This window comes from Streptomyces sp. NPDC000229 (genome assembly GCF_040300825.1).
Lineage (GTDB): Bacteria > Actinomycetota > Actinomycetes > Streptomycetales > Streptomycetaceae > Streptomyces.
In genome coordinates this window covers 1-13,940 of the sequence record NZ_JBEPEL010000079.1, presented here as the reverse complement: position 1 = coordinate 13,940, position 13,940 = coordinate 1, and the positions used below count along the sequence as shown (strand labels likewise).

The window sequence follows — 13,940 nt, the reverse complement described above, 5'->3', positions numbered from 1 at the left end:
ACACGCATGGAGTTGCAGCCCGAGTCGGACGCCCAGCCGGCGATCCGGCCCACCCAGTTCATCCTGCACAGCATCGCCGCTCCCTGGACCGCCCGGCGGATGTACGAGTACTGGCGTGACTCGTCGAATTTGGAGAGTCACTTCGGGCTGGGGTACGAGGGCGACCTCGCGCAGTACATCGGCACCGAGACCCGCGCGGACGCCAACTACCAGGCCAACCGCCGCCCCGACGGCACCGGGGCGGTGTCCATCGAGACGGCGTCCAATCTCCAGCACACCGACCCCTGGACCGACAAGCAGGTCGAGAGGCTGATCCAGCTGGGGGTGTGGCTGCACCAGCGGCACGGCATCCCGCTGCGGATCTGCCGCAGCGCGTCCGATCCCGGCTACGGCTACCACCGGCTGCACGCCGCGTGGTCGAGCGGAGGGACGGCCTGCCCCGGTGACGCCCGGGTGCGGCAGTTCAAGAACGTCGTCTTCCCGGGGATCGTCGCCCGGGTGAACGGCCCGTCACAGGAGGACCCCATGCCGACCGTCATCAATGAGACCCAGGAGGGTGGCCCCGCCCTGGAGGCGGGCAAGTACAAGCAGTTGGCCATGGCCAACGACGCCGCGCTCCTCCAGGGGCCGTGCGCCTACTCCGCGACCGCGTACGCCACGGTCAAGGGCCAGGCCGGGACGCGCGTCACCATGCGTTTCCAGGACTACCACCTCACCACCAAGCACCGCTCCCTCGACCTCCCCATGGACGTCGGCACGATCGGCGCGAACGGGGTGCTGAACGTCGCCGTCACCCGCAACGGCGTCCTGGACGCCAATGAGGTGTTACGGGTCGAGATCCTGGCCGACCGCGCCGCCCGGGTCACCTGGCGGGTGCTGCGCGCACTGCGCTGGTCCACGTGACGGCACCCGAGGACGGGAAAGGCCCCCGTCCCGGGGATTCCGGGGCGGGGGCCGTTCGCCGTTCGGCTCAGACCAGGGGGCGGATCGCCGTCGGGGCGTGACCCGGCTCGGTGGCGAGCTCCTCGAACTCGGAGATGTCGCTGATGTCCATGGTCTTGCTCATCGAGATGTTGGTGACCCGCTCCAGGATCGCCTCGACGACGACCGGGACGCGGTACTCGGCGGCCAGCTTCTTGGCCTCCTCGAAGGCCGGCAGCAGCTGGTCCGGCTCGGTGACCCGGATGGCCTTGCAGCCCAGGCCCTCGGCGACCTTGACGTGGTCGACGCCGTAGACGCCCAGCTCCGGGGAGTTCTGGTTCTCGAACTCCAGGTTGACCTGGAAGTTGATGTCCAGGTTGATCTGCGCCTGACGGATCAGGCCCAGGTAGGCGTTGTTCACCAGGACGTGGACGTACGGGATGCGGTGCTGCGCACCGACCGCCAGCTCCTCGATCATGAACTGGAAGTCGTAGTCGCCCGACAGCGCGACGACCTGGGCCTCCGGGTCCGCGGTGGCGACACCGAGGGCGGCCGGGATGGTCCAGCCGAGCGGGCCCGCCTGGCCGCAGTTGATCCAGTGGCGCGGCTTGTAGACGTGCAGCATCTGCGCGCCGGCGATCTGGGAGAGGCCGATGGTGGTGACGTAGCGCGTCTCCGGGCCGAAGGCCTTGTTCATCTCCTCGTACACGCGCTGCGGCTTCATCGGCACGTTGTCGAAGTGCGTACGGCGGTGGAGGGTGGCCTTGCGCTCCTGGGTGGAGGCGACCCACTCGGAGCGATCGGGCAGCTTGCCCGCCGCCTTCAGCCCCTTGGCGACCTCGACGAAGAGCTCCAGGGCGGCCTTGGCGTCGGAGGCGATGCCGTAGTCCGGGGCGAAGATCTTGCCGATCTGGGTGGGCTCGATGTCGACGTGGACGAACTTGCGGCCCTTGGTGTAGACGTCGAGCTTGTAGCCGGTGTGGCGGTTGGCCCAGCGGTTGCCGATACCGAGGACGAAGTCCGACTCCAGGAAGTTCGCGTTGCCGTAGCGGTGCGAGGTCTGGACGCCGACCATGCCGGCGTTCAGCCCGTGGTCGTCGGGCAGGGTGCCCCAGCCCATGAGGGTCGGGATGACCGGGGTGTTGGTGATCTCGGCGAACTCGACCAGCAGTTCGGAGGCGTCGGCGCTGATGATGCCGCCGCCGGCGACGATGACCGGGCGCTCCGACTCCAGGAGGAATGAGATCGCCTTCTCGATCTGCGCGCGGGTCGCGGCCGGCTTGTAGACCGGGAGCGGCTCGTACGTCTCGGGGTCGAACTCGATCTCGGTGAGCTGGACGTCGATCGGCAGGTCGATGAGGACCGGGCCGGGACGGCCGGAGCGCATCAGGTGGAAGGCCTGCTGGAAGACGCCGGGGACCTGGGCGGCCTCCAGGACGGTCGTCGCGGCCTTGGTGACCGGCTTGGCGATCGACGCGATGTCGACGGCCTGGAAGTCCTCTTTGTGGATCACCGAGGTCGGGGCCTGGCCGGTGATGCACAGGATCGGGATCGAGTCACCGATGGCCGAGTACAGGCCGGTGATCATGTCGGTGCCGGCCGGGCCGGACGTGCCGATGCAGACGCCGATGTTGCCGGGGCTGGTGCGGGTGTAGCCCTCGGCCATGTGGGAGGCGCCCTCGACGTGGCGGGCGAGCGTGTGGTCGATCCCGCCGCCCTCCTTGAGGGCCCGGTAGAAGGGGTTGATCGCCGCGCCCGGCACACCGAACGCGTTGGTGACGCCTTCGCGCTTGAGGATCTCAACTGCCGCTCGGGCGGCGGTCATACGAGGCATTGGGTGCTCCTGCTTCGGCCAGCGGATTCGTGCTCTGTCGCGCCACCTGAGAGCTTCGATTCCGTAATGCGGAAGTGTAGTTCTGCTATATGGAAGTAATCTAGGGGGCAGAAGAGAAGCAGTCAAGGGATGGCCGAACTCCCTCCCCAAGTGGTCGCCCTTGGTGGACCATGGGTGACGGAATCGAAGGGGGTCATACGTGGGAGAGAACGTCCCGGTTCGCTGCCCGGCCTGCCGGCGTACGCACGGCTACGCGCCACCCGTCTACCCGTGCCCGTGCGGCGCCCCCGTCGTCCCTCCCCTGCTCAAAGGCGCACCTCCCGAGCCGATCACCCACCGCACCTGGACCGACGAGTGGGTGACCGTCCGCTGCACGGCGTGCGGGCGCCAGGACCAGTGGCCGCAGCCCGAGCTGGGCTGCCCGTGCGGCACGGTGCTGCGCGTCCCGGTACGGCCGGTGACCGCCGCGCCGACGCAGCCCCCGGCCGGATCCGGCCCGGCGGGCCCGCCTCCCAGTGCGACCGCCTCCACGACCGGGGTCTCGACGGTGCCCGCCCACATCCCGCTGCCGCGCACCGCCGCCGTACCGCGCCCCTCCTTCCGGCCGGTGACCATCCGCACCGCGCGGGACGCGGTCACCACCGCCGCGCTCTACCTCCGCTGGCTCGGCTTCCGTGACGTCGTCCAGCCCGAGGAGCGCTCCGGAGCCGGTTCCGGCTTCGGCGTCGACCTGCGCGGCCCCGGCCTGGTCGCCCAGGTGGACCCGACCACCCGGCCCACGTCGCTGCGGGCCGTCGAGTGCCTGTGGCTGACCGGCCTCGCGGCATCGGCGACGAGCGTGTCGTTCTCCCTGGCCGGATACGAGGACAGGGCACGCGTCCGCGCGGACCGGCTCCGGCTGCCGCTGTTCGTCATGGACCTCACCGGCACCCCCCAGCCCCTCAACGGCGCCGCCGACGAGCTCGTCGCCCGGGGCGCGTGACCGCACGGCCGGCGCGCCGCCGACGTGATGGCGCTCGTCGCGCTGTACCGGTGCGGTGCCGCGGCGGCGGGACGGCGCCCCCGGGCGGCCCGGCGGCTCACCACCGCGGGGCCCGGGCGGTGACGTACTGCGTGAGCGCCCTCCCCCGTGGCTTCGCATGGGTACCCCCCACCGGGCAGTTCATCGCCCGGATCCCGCCCCGGTCGCCCTTGCCGACCCCGGCCGCCGACAGCCCGCGCGCCGGCTCCTCCACCGCGGCGCCGAATGCCGCGTACCTCCATCGGCGGCCGGACGGCACGTCGACGAGCGCCTCCCCATCGGGGGGACGGGCCACCCGCCCGCGGCAGGTTCGCACCTCTCATGTCGCCGAGCAGGGGCGCTGCTCGTCCGGTGGGCGTAGCAGGGCTCGGGGCTCAGGCGAGGTCCCCCTCGGCGTACTCCGCCGCCGAGCCCGCCGCCGTACGCTCACGCAGCTCGATCCGGCGGATCTTCCCCGACACGGTCTTCGGCAGTTCGGCGAACTCGATGCGGCGGATGCGCTTGTACGGAGCGAGGACCGCGCGCGAGTGCGCGAACAGGGTCTTCGCCGTCTCCGGTCCCGGTTCCCAGCCGTCGGCGAGGACGATGTACGCCTTGGGCACCGCGAGCCGGAGGGGGTCGGGCGCCGGGACGACCGCCGCCTCCGCCACCGCCTCGTGCTCCAGCAGCGCGCTTTCCAGCTCGAAGGGCGAGATTTTGTAGTCCGAGGCCTTGAAAACGTCGTCACGGCGCCCGATGTACGACAGATAGCCCTGTTCGTCCCGTTCGGCGATGTCCCCCGTGCGGTAGTACCCGTCGGCCATCGCCTCGGCCGTACGCTCCGGATCGCCGTGGTAGCCGGTCATCACGCCCACCGGGACGGTGGACAGATCGACCGCGATCTCCCCCTCCGACGCGCCCGGCTTCCCCGTCACCGGGTCGAGCAGTTCGATGCGGAAGCCGGGGCTCGGCCGGCCCATGGAGCCCGCCTTCAACAGCTGACCGGGGCTGTTGGAGACCTGGACGGCCGTCTCGGTCTGCCCGAAGCCGTCCCGGACGGTCACGCCCCATGCGCGCCGTACGGCCTCGATGACCTCGGGGTTCAGCGGCTCACCGGCGGCGACGGCCTCTCTGGGCGGCGTGCGCAGCGCGGACAGGTCCGCCTGGATGAGCATCCGCCACACGGTCGGCGGGGCGCAGAAGCTGGTGACGCCGTTGCGGTCCATCTCGGCCATCAGACGGGCAGCGTCGAAGCGGGTGTAGTTGTGGATGAAGACGGTCGCCTCGGCGTTCCAGGGCGCGAAGAGGTTGGACCAGGCGTGCTTGGCCCAGCCGGGCGAGGAGATGTTGAGGTGGACGTCGCCCGGCCTGAGGCCGATCCAGTACATCGTCGACAAGTGGCCGATGGGGTACGAGGCGTGGGTGTGCTCGACGAGCTTGGGGCGAGCGGTGGTGCCGGAGGTGAAGTACAGCATCAGCGGGTCGTCGGCGCGGGTGTCGCCGTGGGGTACGAAGGGTTCGCACGCCGCGTAGGCGTCCTCGTACGCGATCCAGTGCGGGACGCGCGCCCCGACGGCGATGGGGGTGTAGTTCCCGGGGACGCCTTCGAACTTGCCGGTGTCCTCGTCGCGCACGATCACATGCCGCGCCCGGCCGCGCTCGATGCGGTCGGCGAGGTCGGCGGCACCGAGCAGGGGTGTCGCGGGGACGACGACGGCCCGCAGCTTCATGGCGGCCAGGGCGGTCTCCCACAACTCGACCTGGTTGCCGAGCATGACGACGATCCGGTCCCCGGGCCGTACGCCCAGCCCGCGCAGCCAGTTCGCGACCCGGTCGGAGCGGCTGCGCATCTCGGCGAAGCTCATGCGCGCCTCGCTGCCGTCCTCCTCGACGATGTGCAGCGCGGTCGCCTCGTTGTCCTCGGCGATGACGTCGAACCAGTCCAGCGCCCAGTTGAAACGGTCCGGCCGGGGCCAGGCGAACCCCTCGTACGCCGCCTCGTAGTCCTCCCGGTGCCGCAGCAGGAAGTCCCGGGCCTCCCGGAACTCCTGTGTCGCGCCCCTGTGCGCCATGCGTCCTCCTCGTCGCGGAACCCGTCACCGGCATCGTGTAATCGGTGACCCAGGTGTCACTACCCCGGAACGGGGGTGAAGGAGCGGTGCCGTGCCCGAGCCGGTGGAAGCCCTGGGGATACGCACGGCCCTGCTGCGCCCGCGCCGTCGCGGTGATGTCGGCGGCCGGCGGACGGGACCGTTGCCGTGACGTACCGGCACGAGTGGCCGGGCCTCTTGGCGTACCGGCGGTGCAGGCATGCCAGGAGCGTGTTGCGGCGACCGACGCGTGACCGTCGCGTGGCTGTCGGCCGGTCGCGGGCCTGTCGCCGCGTCTCGCGGGTGCATAGGGTGTGGTCATGGTGTCCATGGACCGTGTACTGACTTTCGCCGCCATGTCCGTACTCGTGATCGTGATTCCGGGCCCGAGCGTGCTGTTCGTGATCGGGCGCGCCCTCGCGCACGGCCGCCGTACCGCGCTGGCGACGGTGTTCGGCAATGTGCTGGGCTCGTACGTCCTGGTGGTGGCCGTGGCGCTGGGGGTCGGGGCGGTGGTCGAACGGTCGGCGGCCGTGTTCATGGCGGTGAAGCTGGCGGGCGCGGCGTATCTGGTCTTCCTCGGAGTGCAGGCGTTCCGGCACCGCAAGGAGATGAGGGCGGCCCTGCTGAACACGCCTCCGCCCGCCACGTCGCGGGGCGATCTCCGCACACTGATGGACGGTGTCGTCGTGGGCGTCACGAACCCGAAGGGCATCGTCTTCTTCGCTGCGGTGCTGCCCCAGTTCGTCGACCACACGGCCGGCGAGGTGGCCGTGCAGATGCTGCTGCTCGGCCTGGTCCCCATCTGCATCGGCCTGGTCACCGACACCCTGTGGGGCCTGGGCGCGGCGGCCGCCCGCGGCTGGTTCGCCCGCTCGGACCGCCGCCTGTCGATGGTGGGCGGAGCGGGCGGCTTCGCGATGATCGGCCTGGGCGTGACGGTGGCGGCGACGGGGCGCGCGGACTAGTGACCTGAGTCGGAGATTCATCGTTGGTTCGGTATGAGTCCTCCGGGTCCGAAGATTCCGCCGCTGTCGGTGGCGAACAGGATGGTGGTTCCGGCCCGGACACAGTCGTGACTTCGCCGTTCTGGAACACCGGGCATCATCGGCAGGATTGGCAGGGCAGCTGAGTTCAGAAAGTTCCTGACCAAGCTCGACAAGGTAGTACCGGACGGCTTGGACGTGCACGTGATCCTGGACAACTACGCGACCCACAAGACACCCGGCATCAAGAAGTGGCTGCTGGCCCGTCCACGGTTCCACCTGCACTTCACGCCAACCAGCGCGTCCTGGCTGAACGTGGTCGAGCGGTGGTTCGCCGAACTCACGCAGAAGAACCTCAAACGCGGAGTCCACCGCTCCGTCCAAGCCCTCGGACGCGACATCCGCGGCTGGCTCGCCGACGGGAACGACCACCCCAGACCCTTCGTCTGGACGAAGCCGCCGACGAGATCCTCGACCAAGTCGCCGCATACTGCCGACGAATCTCCGACTCAGGCCACTAGGACCTGCCGGCGGATCATGCCGTGGCCGCGGCTGTCGAGGCCCAACTGACCTCCTTAGAATCGCGGCGTGTCGAATACCACGGCTGGATCACCGTCAGGGAGACAGCAACTGATGACGATGACATCCGACTGAGGCAGGTCGTCGATGAACTCAGGCTTTGCATCGCCCCGATGGCCAGTCCCTACCTTCTTGATCTCAGGTGGATGAACGGCGAGCCGTTCATCCACCTGGGAGGCCATTCCAATCACCGCTCGTCGCCAGATGTCGTCGGTCTGTTCGAGCACGTGGCAAAGATTGCTCCCGGCTCCTACGGCCTTCTGCATATTCGCGATGACGAGGACCCGACCCAAGGGCGAGGTACGTGTACTCAGAGTCGCCCGGGGCACGGTCACGCAGCACACGGAGGCGCTGCTGTCCCCGTGCATGCCGACGCTGGAAAACCCCTTCACTGATTATTGACCTTCAAAGGGGGGGGTGGTGTCGTAGAGCTGACGTTTCGTGATCCTGCGGTATGCCGACGTGGTCAGTGGAAACGGTGACGGGCAGTCAGCGACAGGTCGTTCAGCATGGGGTCCTGGTGTCAGTCGTCTCCTGACGACATCGGGTCTTCCCCGGAGCCCGAGTATGGCGGTGGACTCAGCGCCAGTCGTCAATCACGTAGGCGTCAGGGTGGCTGTAGCCAGGTTCGTTGGGCTTGTGCATGGTCACGCCTTGCAGCCAGGTACGGAAACCGCGGTCGACCATGCGCCGGTAGGCATCTTGGCGGGCCAGGTTCATTCCGGCGTCCAGTTGCCCCAGTCCCTTCTCGGTGGCCAACTGCTCGCACGCATTCAGCAGTCGTTCGAATCGGTCCGCGGCGTCCGGGCCAGGGCGTACGGCGCCGAATTTGACGAAGCACACGTCCTCACCGGCCTCCGACCCCGCTCCGCAGTGGCAGACAGCCAGACCGTCGAGGCCGGAGTCGGCGGCCTCGAGGAGGATGGTGTCACCGAGCCCCTGCGCCTGTGTGGCCATGATCTCGCGCTCCAAGCTCAGCCCCTCGTACACGGCCCCCGTCAGTGCGCGACTGAGGCTCAGTGCATCGGGCCGCTCAGCGGCGGTCAGCTCGCCGTACAGAACTCGGCCAGGGGCTGCGGCACTGACGGCGACCTGCTTCTTCATGATGGCTGTAAGGAATCGGGGCCAGAAACCGTACCGGCGGTAGAGCTCGAGGTGCTTGGGACTGTGCGAAAAGGTGAACAAGCCGAGGTGGCGGTTCTCCCAGGTGTCGAAGCAGGCCATGACCGGTTCCATGAGGAGCCTGCCGATGCCCTGGTCCCACAGATCCGGACGTACGGTCAGCGGGCCGAAGAACCCGACGCTGCCCCAGTTGGCGGCGAAGTTCGATCCGACGACCTCACCCTCGACGGTCGCTGCGAAGGCCGCGTGTGGATCTGCCGCCCAGCGGGTGCGGACATAGTCGGCGGTCCCGAAGAACGTCTCCGGCTCAGGGGCCCCGAGGAAGGTCCCGAAGGCGACCCTGAAGATTTCGTCGGCCCGATCCAGGTCCGGCTCAACCAGCGGGCGGACGGACACCGAGTCGACGACACTCGTTCGCTTCGCTGCAGGCATGATCGCTCTCCTTTCCCCCCAGTTCCATCGCACCACGGACGTGCGCCGCGGGCGAGGTGACAGGTTCGGCGGTACCTCAAGGATCGAGCGGCCGCGTTCCCTGACGACCGGGCGGCCGTCTACCTGGCGATCGACGACCCGCTGGGGCCCCGGTCCGCCGGGGGGCCTCCGAGGAGCTGGAGGAGCGCCGATGGTGCCTGCTCTACCGTCTCGCCCCCATGGTTATCACCGCCGTCGACAAGTTCGCCCAGCGAACTATTGGGATCCGCCATGGCTACTTGACCTTGAATGCGCGACGCCGTCATCGTGGCCGGCGTCGGAGGCCGGTGCCGGTGCCGGTGAGGCAGCCGTCGAGGACGTCGTGGCGGTACTGGAGCCGGCGGAGGCCGCGTCGGACGGCAGTGATCAAGTCATCGGGGTCGGCGAAGGCACGATCGGCCACGGTGGTGCGTCGCAGGACGGACCAGATGCCCTCGACCGTTCCAGGAGGAGCTTTTGCGCCCATCGGGCCGGGCGTCCGGGCAGGGCCGGTAGATCAGCCGCGAGGACTCGCCGGCCTTGTAGCAGGCCAGGGCGGCCACCGATAAGCGGCGGCGGGAGCGGCCCCGCACGCGGACCACGGGGGTATGACCGCGGCGGGACCAGGTGCGGTGGTCGGCGGCGTCATCGAGAATCCGCCTTCGTCCTCGAAGACGAGCCATGCGTCGAGCGCCGCCACGGTCCTTCCCCCTGCGGCCAGGTCTCCTTCATCCAGCTGGCCATCACGTTCTCGTCCCGCTCGACCGACCGCCGGGCGGGGACCTGGCAGCTCCAGCCGTGCCGCTTGAGAAGGGCGGCCACCCCTTGCACGGTGTAGCTCCTGCGAAAGCGGCGCAACCGCAATGCTCGCGGAAAGCACGCCGTTCGTCGGTCAGCCCGCCCCCTTGCGCATGCCTCATGCAGTCGGGGCATACCACAGGGGTCACGAGACATCAGCCCCTACGACACCACGCGTTGAAGGTCAGTAGGTTCTGTCCGGCGGATCACGGCCGGAGCCCTATGGTGTCCACCGGATCATGGACGGAGCCAAGCTCGCCCCTCTCGCCCGGACCAAGAGGGCTGGCCTGCCTGCGAGCGTGCCCCACTCCTGAACGTGGGACGATCGGCTTCGTGACGAGCGTGAACGGTGACTTCGAACTGTCCATGGACGAACTGCGAGTCGTAGCGCGCTATGTCGCCGAGACAGCGCAGGAAGTTCTCCCGGTGTTCGAGGGCGCCAACCCCGGTGACACCCGACCGCGGGCGGCCATCGATGCGGCATGGGAGTTCGTCAATGGTGCGCCCAGGACCAAGCTTCAGCGCGTCACGTCGATGGACGCTCACCGAGCGGCGAAGGAGACTGCCACCGAAACTGCACGTCTCGCTGCGCAAGCCGCCGGCGATGCTGCATCTGCCGCTTACCTGCACCCGATCGCGAAGGCTCACCAGGTGGGTCACATCCTGCGCGCCGCTGCGAATGTGGCACGCATCGCCGAAATCGACGCAGGCGAGGATCCCGGTGCCGGGAACAGGGCGATCGAAAAGGCCCGCGAACGAGCCACACCAGTCCTGATCGACATCCTCCAGCGGTATCCTCTCGCGCCCAGCGGCAAGAGCCGCGCTGCGCAGCTCATGGCTGCTCTGGACGCCTCCCTCCGTGGGTCCCCACCAGCGGGGACTGCACGCACAGGTGGCTAGGCTCTGGTCGTGACAGATCTGGTGACTGCCGGGGACCCTCGTCGTTGGCATGTCCATGGGGCGAGGAGATCTCACCAACGCAGAATGGGCCCGACTGAAGCCGCAACCGCACGGGGTGCCGTGGAGGGATCTGCCTGCACGATCCGCCGGACAGGCCTTAGACCGTACCGAACCGCACCTCGCACGCCTTCTGCGGGAGCAGCACCGTCATCGTCCGCTCGGCCTCCTCTGCCACAGCGGCGCGCTGCTCGCGGGTGAGCGTCCCGAACGGCTGCACCGTCACCGTCACGCCGCCGTTCGTCTCCTCCGGCCGCCAGATCCCGGCGAGGAACCCGTCGACGAGGAAGGTGCGGTACGCCTGGTTGCCCTTCCAGGTGCGGTCCTTGTACTCCTTCGGTACGACACGGGTACGGTCGGCGTGCGAGAGCAGCAGGTTGTCGAACTCGGGCAGGAAGCGCGGCGGTGCCGGGGTGCCGGAGTCGGGGCGGGGTGCGTCGGGCAGGTCGAAGAGTTCGACGCCGTACTCGTCCTGGAAGGTCAGCAGCCGTGGCCGCAGCCGTTCGAAGGCGTCGCGCAACCGGGTCAGGCCCGACCAGGTCTGCATGTCCTTGACGGAGGCCGGCCCGAAGGCGGCGAGGTAGCGCAGGACGGCCTCCTCCGGGGCCGCCGGCTCGGCGGATCTTCCGAGCCACGCCTCGGCGGTGGTGAGGGCCACCTGGCCGCTGCGCCCCCACAGGCCGCGCGGGGTGACCTTGGACCAGCGGCAGCAGGCAGCGCGCGGCGACGGTCAGGGCGAGCGGATCGGCGTCCGGCCACTCTTTGAGCAGCGCCTCGCGGATCTCCTTCGGCGTACGGGGGCGCTCCTCCACCAGGTCGCGGCTGATCGCCGTGAGCCGCTCCAGGTCGACGCCGGCCAGCCCCTTGCGGAACACCGTGACCTCCCGGTCGCGCGCGGCCTGGACGAGCGGCCGCAGGGCGAGGACGTCGTCGGCGGTGTGCGTGTGGATGGTGGACCGCATGGTGACGATGCGCGCCACCTCGCGGCCCTCCATCAGCGCGGACAGTTCCTCGGGGCGGAAGCCCGCGAGGCGGGCGGCGAGGGCGTAGTAGGGCGGCTTGGTGTTCTGGGCCTGGAGGCCGACGAGGTGCTCCACGGCGTGTTTCGCCGGCATGGGGGTACGACGCAGCAGGAGTTGCCGTGCCAGGGTGGCGCGGTTGAGAGCGCGGGCGGACAGAACGGGCTTGTTCCGGGAGACCATGCTCGGCACGCTACGCACCCTTGAGGACAGCTGCTGTCCTTAACACGTTTCTGATCCCTCCATGCCTGCGCAAACCGGGACGTATATGGTTCCATCCGGGAGGTGAGACCCGTATGACCCTGCCCTCGAAGAAGCCGAACTGGCGCCGGCGCTCCACGGCCCCCGCGTCCGCCCACGTATCCGCCGCCGATCCCGCCCCGTCACCCGAACGGGGCAGCGTGGTGCAGGCCTCGCTCTACCGGGACGGTCGCAAGGTCTCCTCCCCCGGCACGCTCGCGGAGACCTTCCGCCAGCTCCGTGACGAGCCGGACGGCATGGCCTGGATAGGGCTGCACCGCCCCTCGGAGGCGGAACTCCTCTCCCTGGCCGCCGAGTTCGACCTCCACGAGCTGGCCGTCGAGGACGCCATGGAGGCCCACCAGCGCCCGAAGCTGGAGCGGTACGGCGACACCCTCTTCGTCGTGCTGCGGGCCGCCCGGTACCTCGACGCCCAGGAGGAGGTCGACTTCGGCGAACTGCACGTCTTCCTCGGCACGGACTTCCTCATCACGGTCCGCCACGGCGCCGCCCCGGACCTCTCCGCCGTACGCCGCCGCATGGAGGAGACCCCGGAACTCCTGGCCCTGGGGCCGGAAGCGGTGCTGTACGCCATCCTCGACGCCGTCGTCGACGGGTACGCCCCGGTGGTGACGGGCGTCCAGAACGACATCGACGAGATCGAGACCGAGGTCTTCCGGGGCGACCCGGAAGTCTCCCGCCGGATCTACGAGCTCTCCCGCGAGATGGTCGAGTTCCAGCGCGCCACCCGCCCCCTGGTCGGCATGCTCCACAACCTGATGGCCGGCTTCGCCAAATACGGCACGGACGAGGAACTCCAGCGCCACCTGCGGGACGTCGCCGATCACGTCACCCACACCAGCGAACGCGTGGACGGCTTCCGCCAGGCCCTCACCGAAATCCTCACGGTCAACGCCACCCTGGTCACCCAGCAGCAGAACGCGGAGATGCGGGCGCTGGCGGAGGCGGGCTTCGAGCAGAACGAGGAGATCAAGAAGATCTCGTCGTGGGCGGCCATTCTCTTTGCACCCACGTTGGTGGGAACGATCTACGGAATGAACTTCGACCACATGCCGGAGCTGCACTGGGTCTACGGCTACCCGTTCGCGATCCTGCTGATGGCAGCGGTGTGCACGAGCCTGTACTTCATCTTCAAGCGGCGGGACTGGCTGTAGCCGGCACGCCATATGCACTGATGATGAGCCGCGGTTCCGGGAGGGAACAGCTGCGTGCGGCTCGGCTCAGCGGCTGGGATCCATCACGCCCACTCCAGGCCCAGCTCCCGCAGCGCAACCAGCCGCTCCGCGCTGAGCTTGTGATAGAGGGTGCTTCTGGTGCCCTCGGTCACCGGTCCGGGCCACCGGAGTCCGGCGCGGTGCTCGCCCGGACCTCGGCAACGAGGTCCCTGGCCATGGCGTAGAACTGCTGGACGTGGACGCCGATCTTCCAGGTCGTGTTCAGGGCCCGCTCCATCTCCGTGAAGATCTCCTTGCCCTTGCCTGCCAGGTCGGCCACAGCTGCGAGCCGGGAGAAGACTTTCGCTCCCTGCTTTTGCGAGTTCGGGGACTGGGCCGCCCGGTCGCGGGCGATCCGCGGCTTGCCGGGCGGGGAAGTCCGCCGTGAGGATCGGGAGCGGGGGCGGGGGTTCTGGTCGTCGCGCATGCCCAGAGAACGATGTCCGGCCCGGACGCGCAACGGCCATGAACTGCGCTCGACCCGCCGTCTGCGGCTCCCCTCCTGCCGTCGGCCCGTGGTGAGATCGCCTCGTACGCCTTCCCCTTCATGCTGCGGGGCGTCCCCTGCCCGCCGCCCCCGGGGCGCGGGCCTCCGGGCCGGCCCGGGCAGGGCGCCCTGACCGCCCTTTGACCGCCTTGTGAACCACGGCCGCGGTCGGCTTCGGCTGGATCACGCTCCGCAAGTCCGGCGCGGAGGAGCCGTCCATCG

10 protein-coding genes and 4 pseudogenes are annotated in these 13,940 nt (G+C 69.3%); 7 read left to right on the top strand and 7 right to left on the bottom strand.

What is annotated here, in order from left to right; all coding sequences use genetic code 11:
• Positions 1 to 6: 6 nt before the first annotated feature.
• Positions 7 to 903, top strand: a complete 897-nt coding sequence (locus ABT360_RS28575; RefSeq protein ID WP_351822556.1) for a peptidoglycan recognition protein family protein — start codon at positions 7 to 9, stop codon at positions 901 to 903.
• A 67-nt stretch (positions 904 to 970) separates the two neighbouring features.
• Here ABT360_RS28575 and gcl read toward each other — a convergent pair whose 3' ends face one another.
• Positions 971 to 2,755 (bottom strand): glyoxylate carboligase, encoded by a 1,785-nt coding sequence (gene gcl / locus ABT360_RS28570; RefSeq protein WP_351822553.1) that lies wholly within the window; start codon positions 2,753 to 2,755, stop codon positions 971 to 973.
• Positions 2,756 to 2,954: 199 nt separating this feature from the next.
• On the opposite strand from gcl, the gene ABT360_RS28565 reads away from it, so the two are divergent.
• Entirely contained in the window at positions 2,955 to 3,737 is a 783-nt protein-coding gene (locus ABT360_RS28565) for a hypothetical protein (protein WP_351822550.1), read from the top strand.
• Between the two features lie 112 nt (positions 3,738 to 3,849).
• On the opposite strand, the pseudogene ABT360_RS35430 reads toward ABT360_RS28565, so the two are convergent.
• Positions 3,850 to 4,154, bottom strand: a pseudogene (locus ABT360_RS35430) (AMP-binding protein); the annotation flags it as partial.
• The gene (locus tag ABT360_RS28555; protein WP_351822547.1) at positions 4,151 to 5,827 is read right to left on the bottom strand and encodes an AMP-binding protein; all 1,677 of its coding nucleotides are present in this window, start codon (positions 5,825 to 5,827) and stop codon (positions 4,151 to 4,153) included. The pseudogene ABT360_RS35430 and the gene ABT360_RS28555, both read right to left, overlap by 4 nt.
• A 338-nt stretch (positions 5,828 to 6,165) precedes the next feature.
• Here ABT360_RS28555 and ABT360_RS28550 point away from each other — a divergent pair, with 338 nt between their 5' ends.
• From ABT360_RS28550 to ABT360_RS28540, 3 genes and pseudogenes are all read left to right on the top strand, one after another.
• Positions 6,166 to 6,813: a LysE family translocator gene (locus ABT360_RS28550; RefSeq protein WP_351822544.1), complete on the top strand. Its 648-nt coding sequence runs from the start codon at positions 6,166 to 6,168 to the stop codon at positions 6,811 to 6,813.
• 153 nt (positions 6,814 to 6,966) lie between these two features.
• A pseudogene (locus ABT360_RS28545) lies at positions 6,967 to 7,352 on the top strand (transposase); the annotation flags it as partial.
• A gap of 21 nt (positions 7,353 to 7,373) precedes the next feature.
• Positions 7,374 to 7,812: pseudogene (locus tag ABT360_RS28540) on the top strand (Imm7 family immunity protein).
• A 177-nt stretch (positions 7,813 to 7,989) separates the two neighbouring features.
• Here the strand turns inward: ABT360_RS28540 and ABT360_RS28535 are convergent.
• Together ABT360_RS28535 and ABT360_RS28525 are read right to left on the bottom strand one after the other, a co-directional pair.
• On the bottom strand, positions 7,990 to 8,964 hold the full coding sequence (locus tag ABT360_RS28535; protein ID WP_351822541.1) for a GNAT family N-acetyltransferase: 975 nt from the start codon (positions 8,962 to 8,964) through the stop codon (positions 7,990 to 7,992).
• 663 nt (positions 8,965 to 9,627) lie between these two features.
• On the bottom strand, positions 9,628 to 9,915 hold the full coding sequence (locus ABT360_RS28525) for a helix-turn-helix domain-containing protein (RefSeq protein ID WP_351822538.1): 288 nt from the start codon (positions 9,913 to 9,915) through the stop codon (positions 9,628 to 9,630).
• A gap of 198 nt (positions 9,916 to 10,113) precedes the next feature.
• Between ABT360_RS28525 and ABT360_RS28520 the strand changes: the two genes are divergently transcribed.
• Positions 10,114 to 10,680 (top strand): putative immunity protein, encoded by a 567-nt coding sequence (locus ABT360_RS28520; protein WP_351822535.1) that lies wholly within the window; start codon positions 10,114 to 10,116, stop codon positions 10,678 to 10,680.
• 157 nt (positions 10,681 to 10,837) lie between these two features.
• Here the strand turns inward: ABT360_RS28520 and ABT360_RS28515 are convergent.
• Positions 10,838 to 11,939 (bottom strand): annotated as a pseudogene (locus ABT360_RS28515) (winged helix DNA-binding domain-containing protein).
• Between the two features lie 113 nt (positions 11,940 to 12,052).
• On the opposite strand from ABT360_RS28515, the gene ABT360_RS28510 reads away from it, so the two are divergent.
• Positions 12,053 to 13,171, top strand: a complete 1,119-nt coding sequence (locus ABT360_RS28510; protein WP_351822532.1) for a magnesium and cobalt transport protein CorA — start codon at positions 12,053 to 12,055, stop codon at positions 13,169 to 13,171.
• 169 nt (positions 13,172 to 13,340) lie between these two features.
• Here the strand turns inward: ABT360_RS28510 and ABT360_RS28505 are convergent, their stop codons facing one another.
• Complete coding sequence (locus tag ABT360_RS28505; protein ID WP_351822529.1) at positions 13,341 to 13,658, bottom strand: hypothetical protein; 318 nt, start codon at positions 13,656 to 13,658, stop codon at positions 13,341 to 13,343.
• Between the last annotated feature and the right edge of the window lie 282 nt (positions 13,659 to 13,940).

Bases quoted from the DNA above. Each gene is read 5' to 3' on its own strand.
- ABT360_RS28575 (WP_351822556.1), top strand. From the start codon at position 7: ATGGAGTTGCAGCCCGAGTCGGACGCCCAGCCGGCGATCCGGCCCACC.
- gcl (WP_351822553.1), bottom strand. From the start codon at position 2,755: ATGCCTCGTATGACCGCCGCCCGAGCGGCAGTTGAGATCCTCAAGCGC.
- ABT360_RS28555 (WP_351822547.1), bottom strand. From the start codon at position 5,827: ATGGCGCACAGGGGCGCGACACAGGAGTTCCGGGAGGCCCGGGACTTC.
- ABT360_RS28550 (WP_351822544.1), top strand. From the start codon at position 6,166: ATGGTGTCCATGGACCGTGTACTGACTTTCGCCGCCATGTCCGTACTC.
- ABT360_RS28535 (WP_351822541.1), bottom strand. From the start codon at position 8,964: ATGCCTGCAGCGAAGCGAACGAGTGTCGTCGACTCGGTGTCCGTCCGC.
- ABT360_RS28525 (WP_351822538.1), bottom strand. From the start codon at position 9,915: ATGCCCCGACTGCATGAGGCATGCGCAAGGGGGCGGGCTGACCGACGA.
- ABT360_RS28510 (WP_351822532.1), top strand. From the start codon at position 12,053: ATGACCCTGCCCTCGAAGAAGCCGAACTGGCGCCGGCGCTCCACGGCC.
- ABT360_RS28505 (WP_351822529.1), bottom strand. From the start codon at position 13,658: ATGCGCGACGACCAGAACCCCCGCCCCCGCTCCCGATCCTCACGGCGG.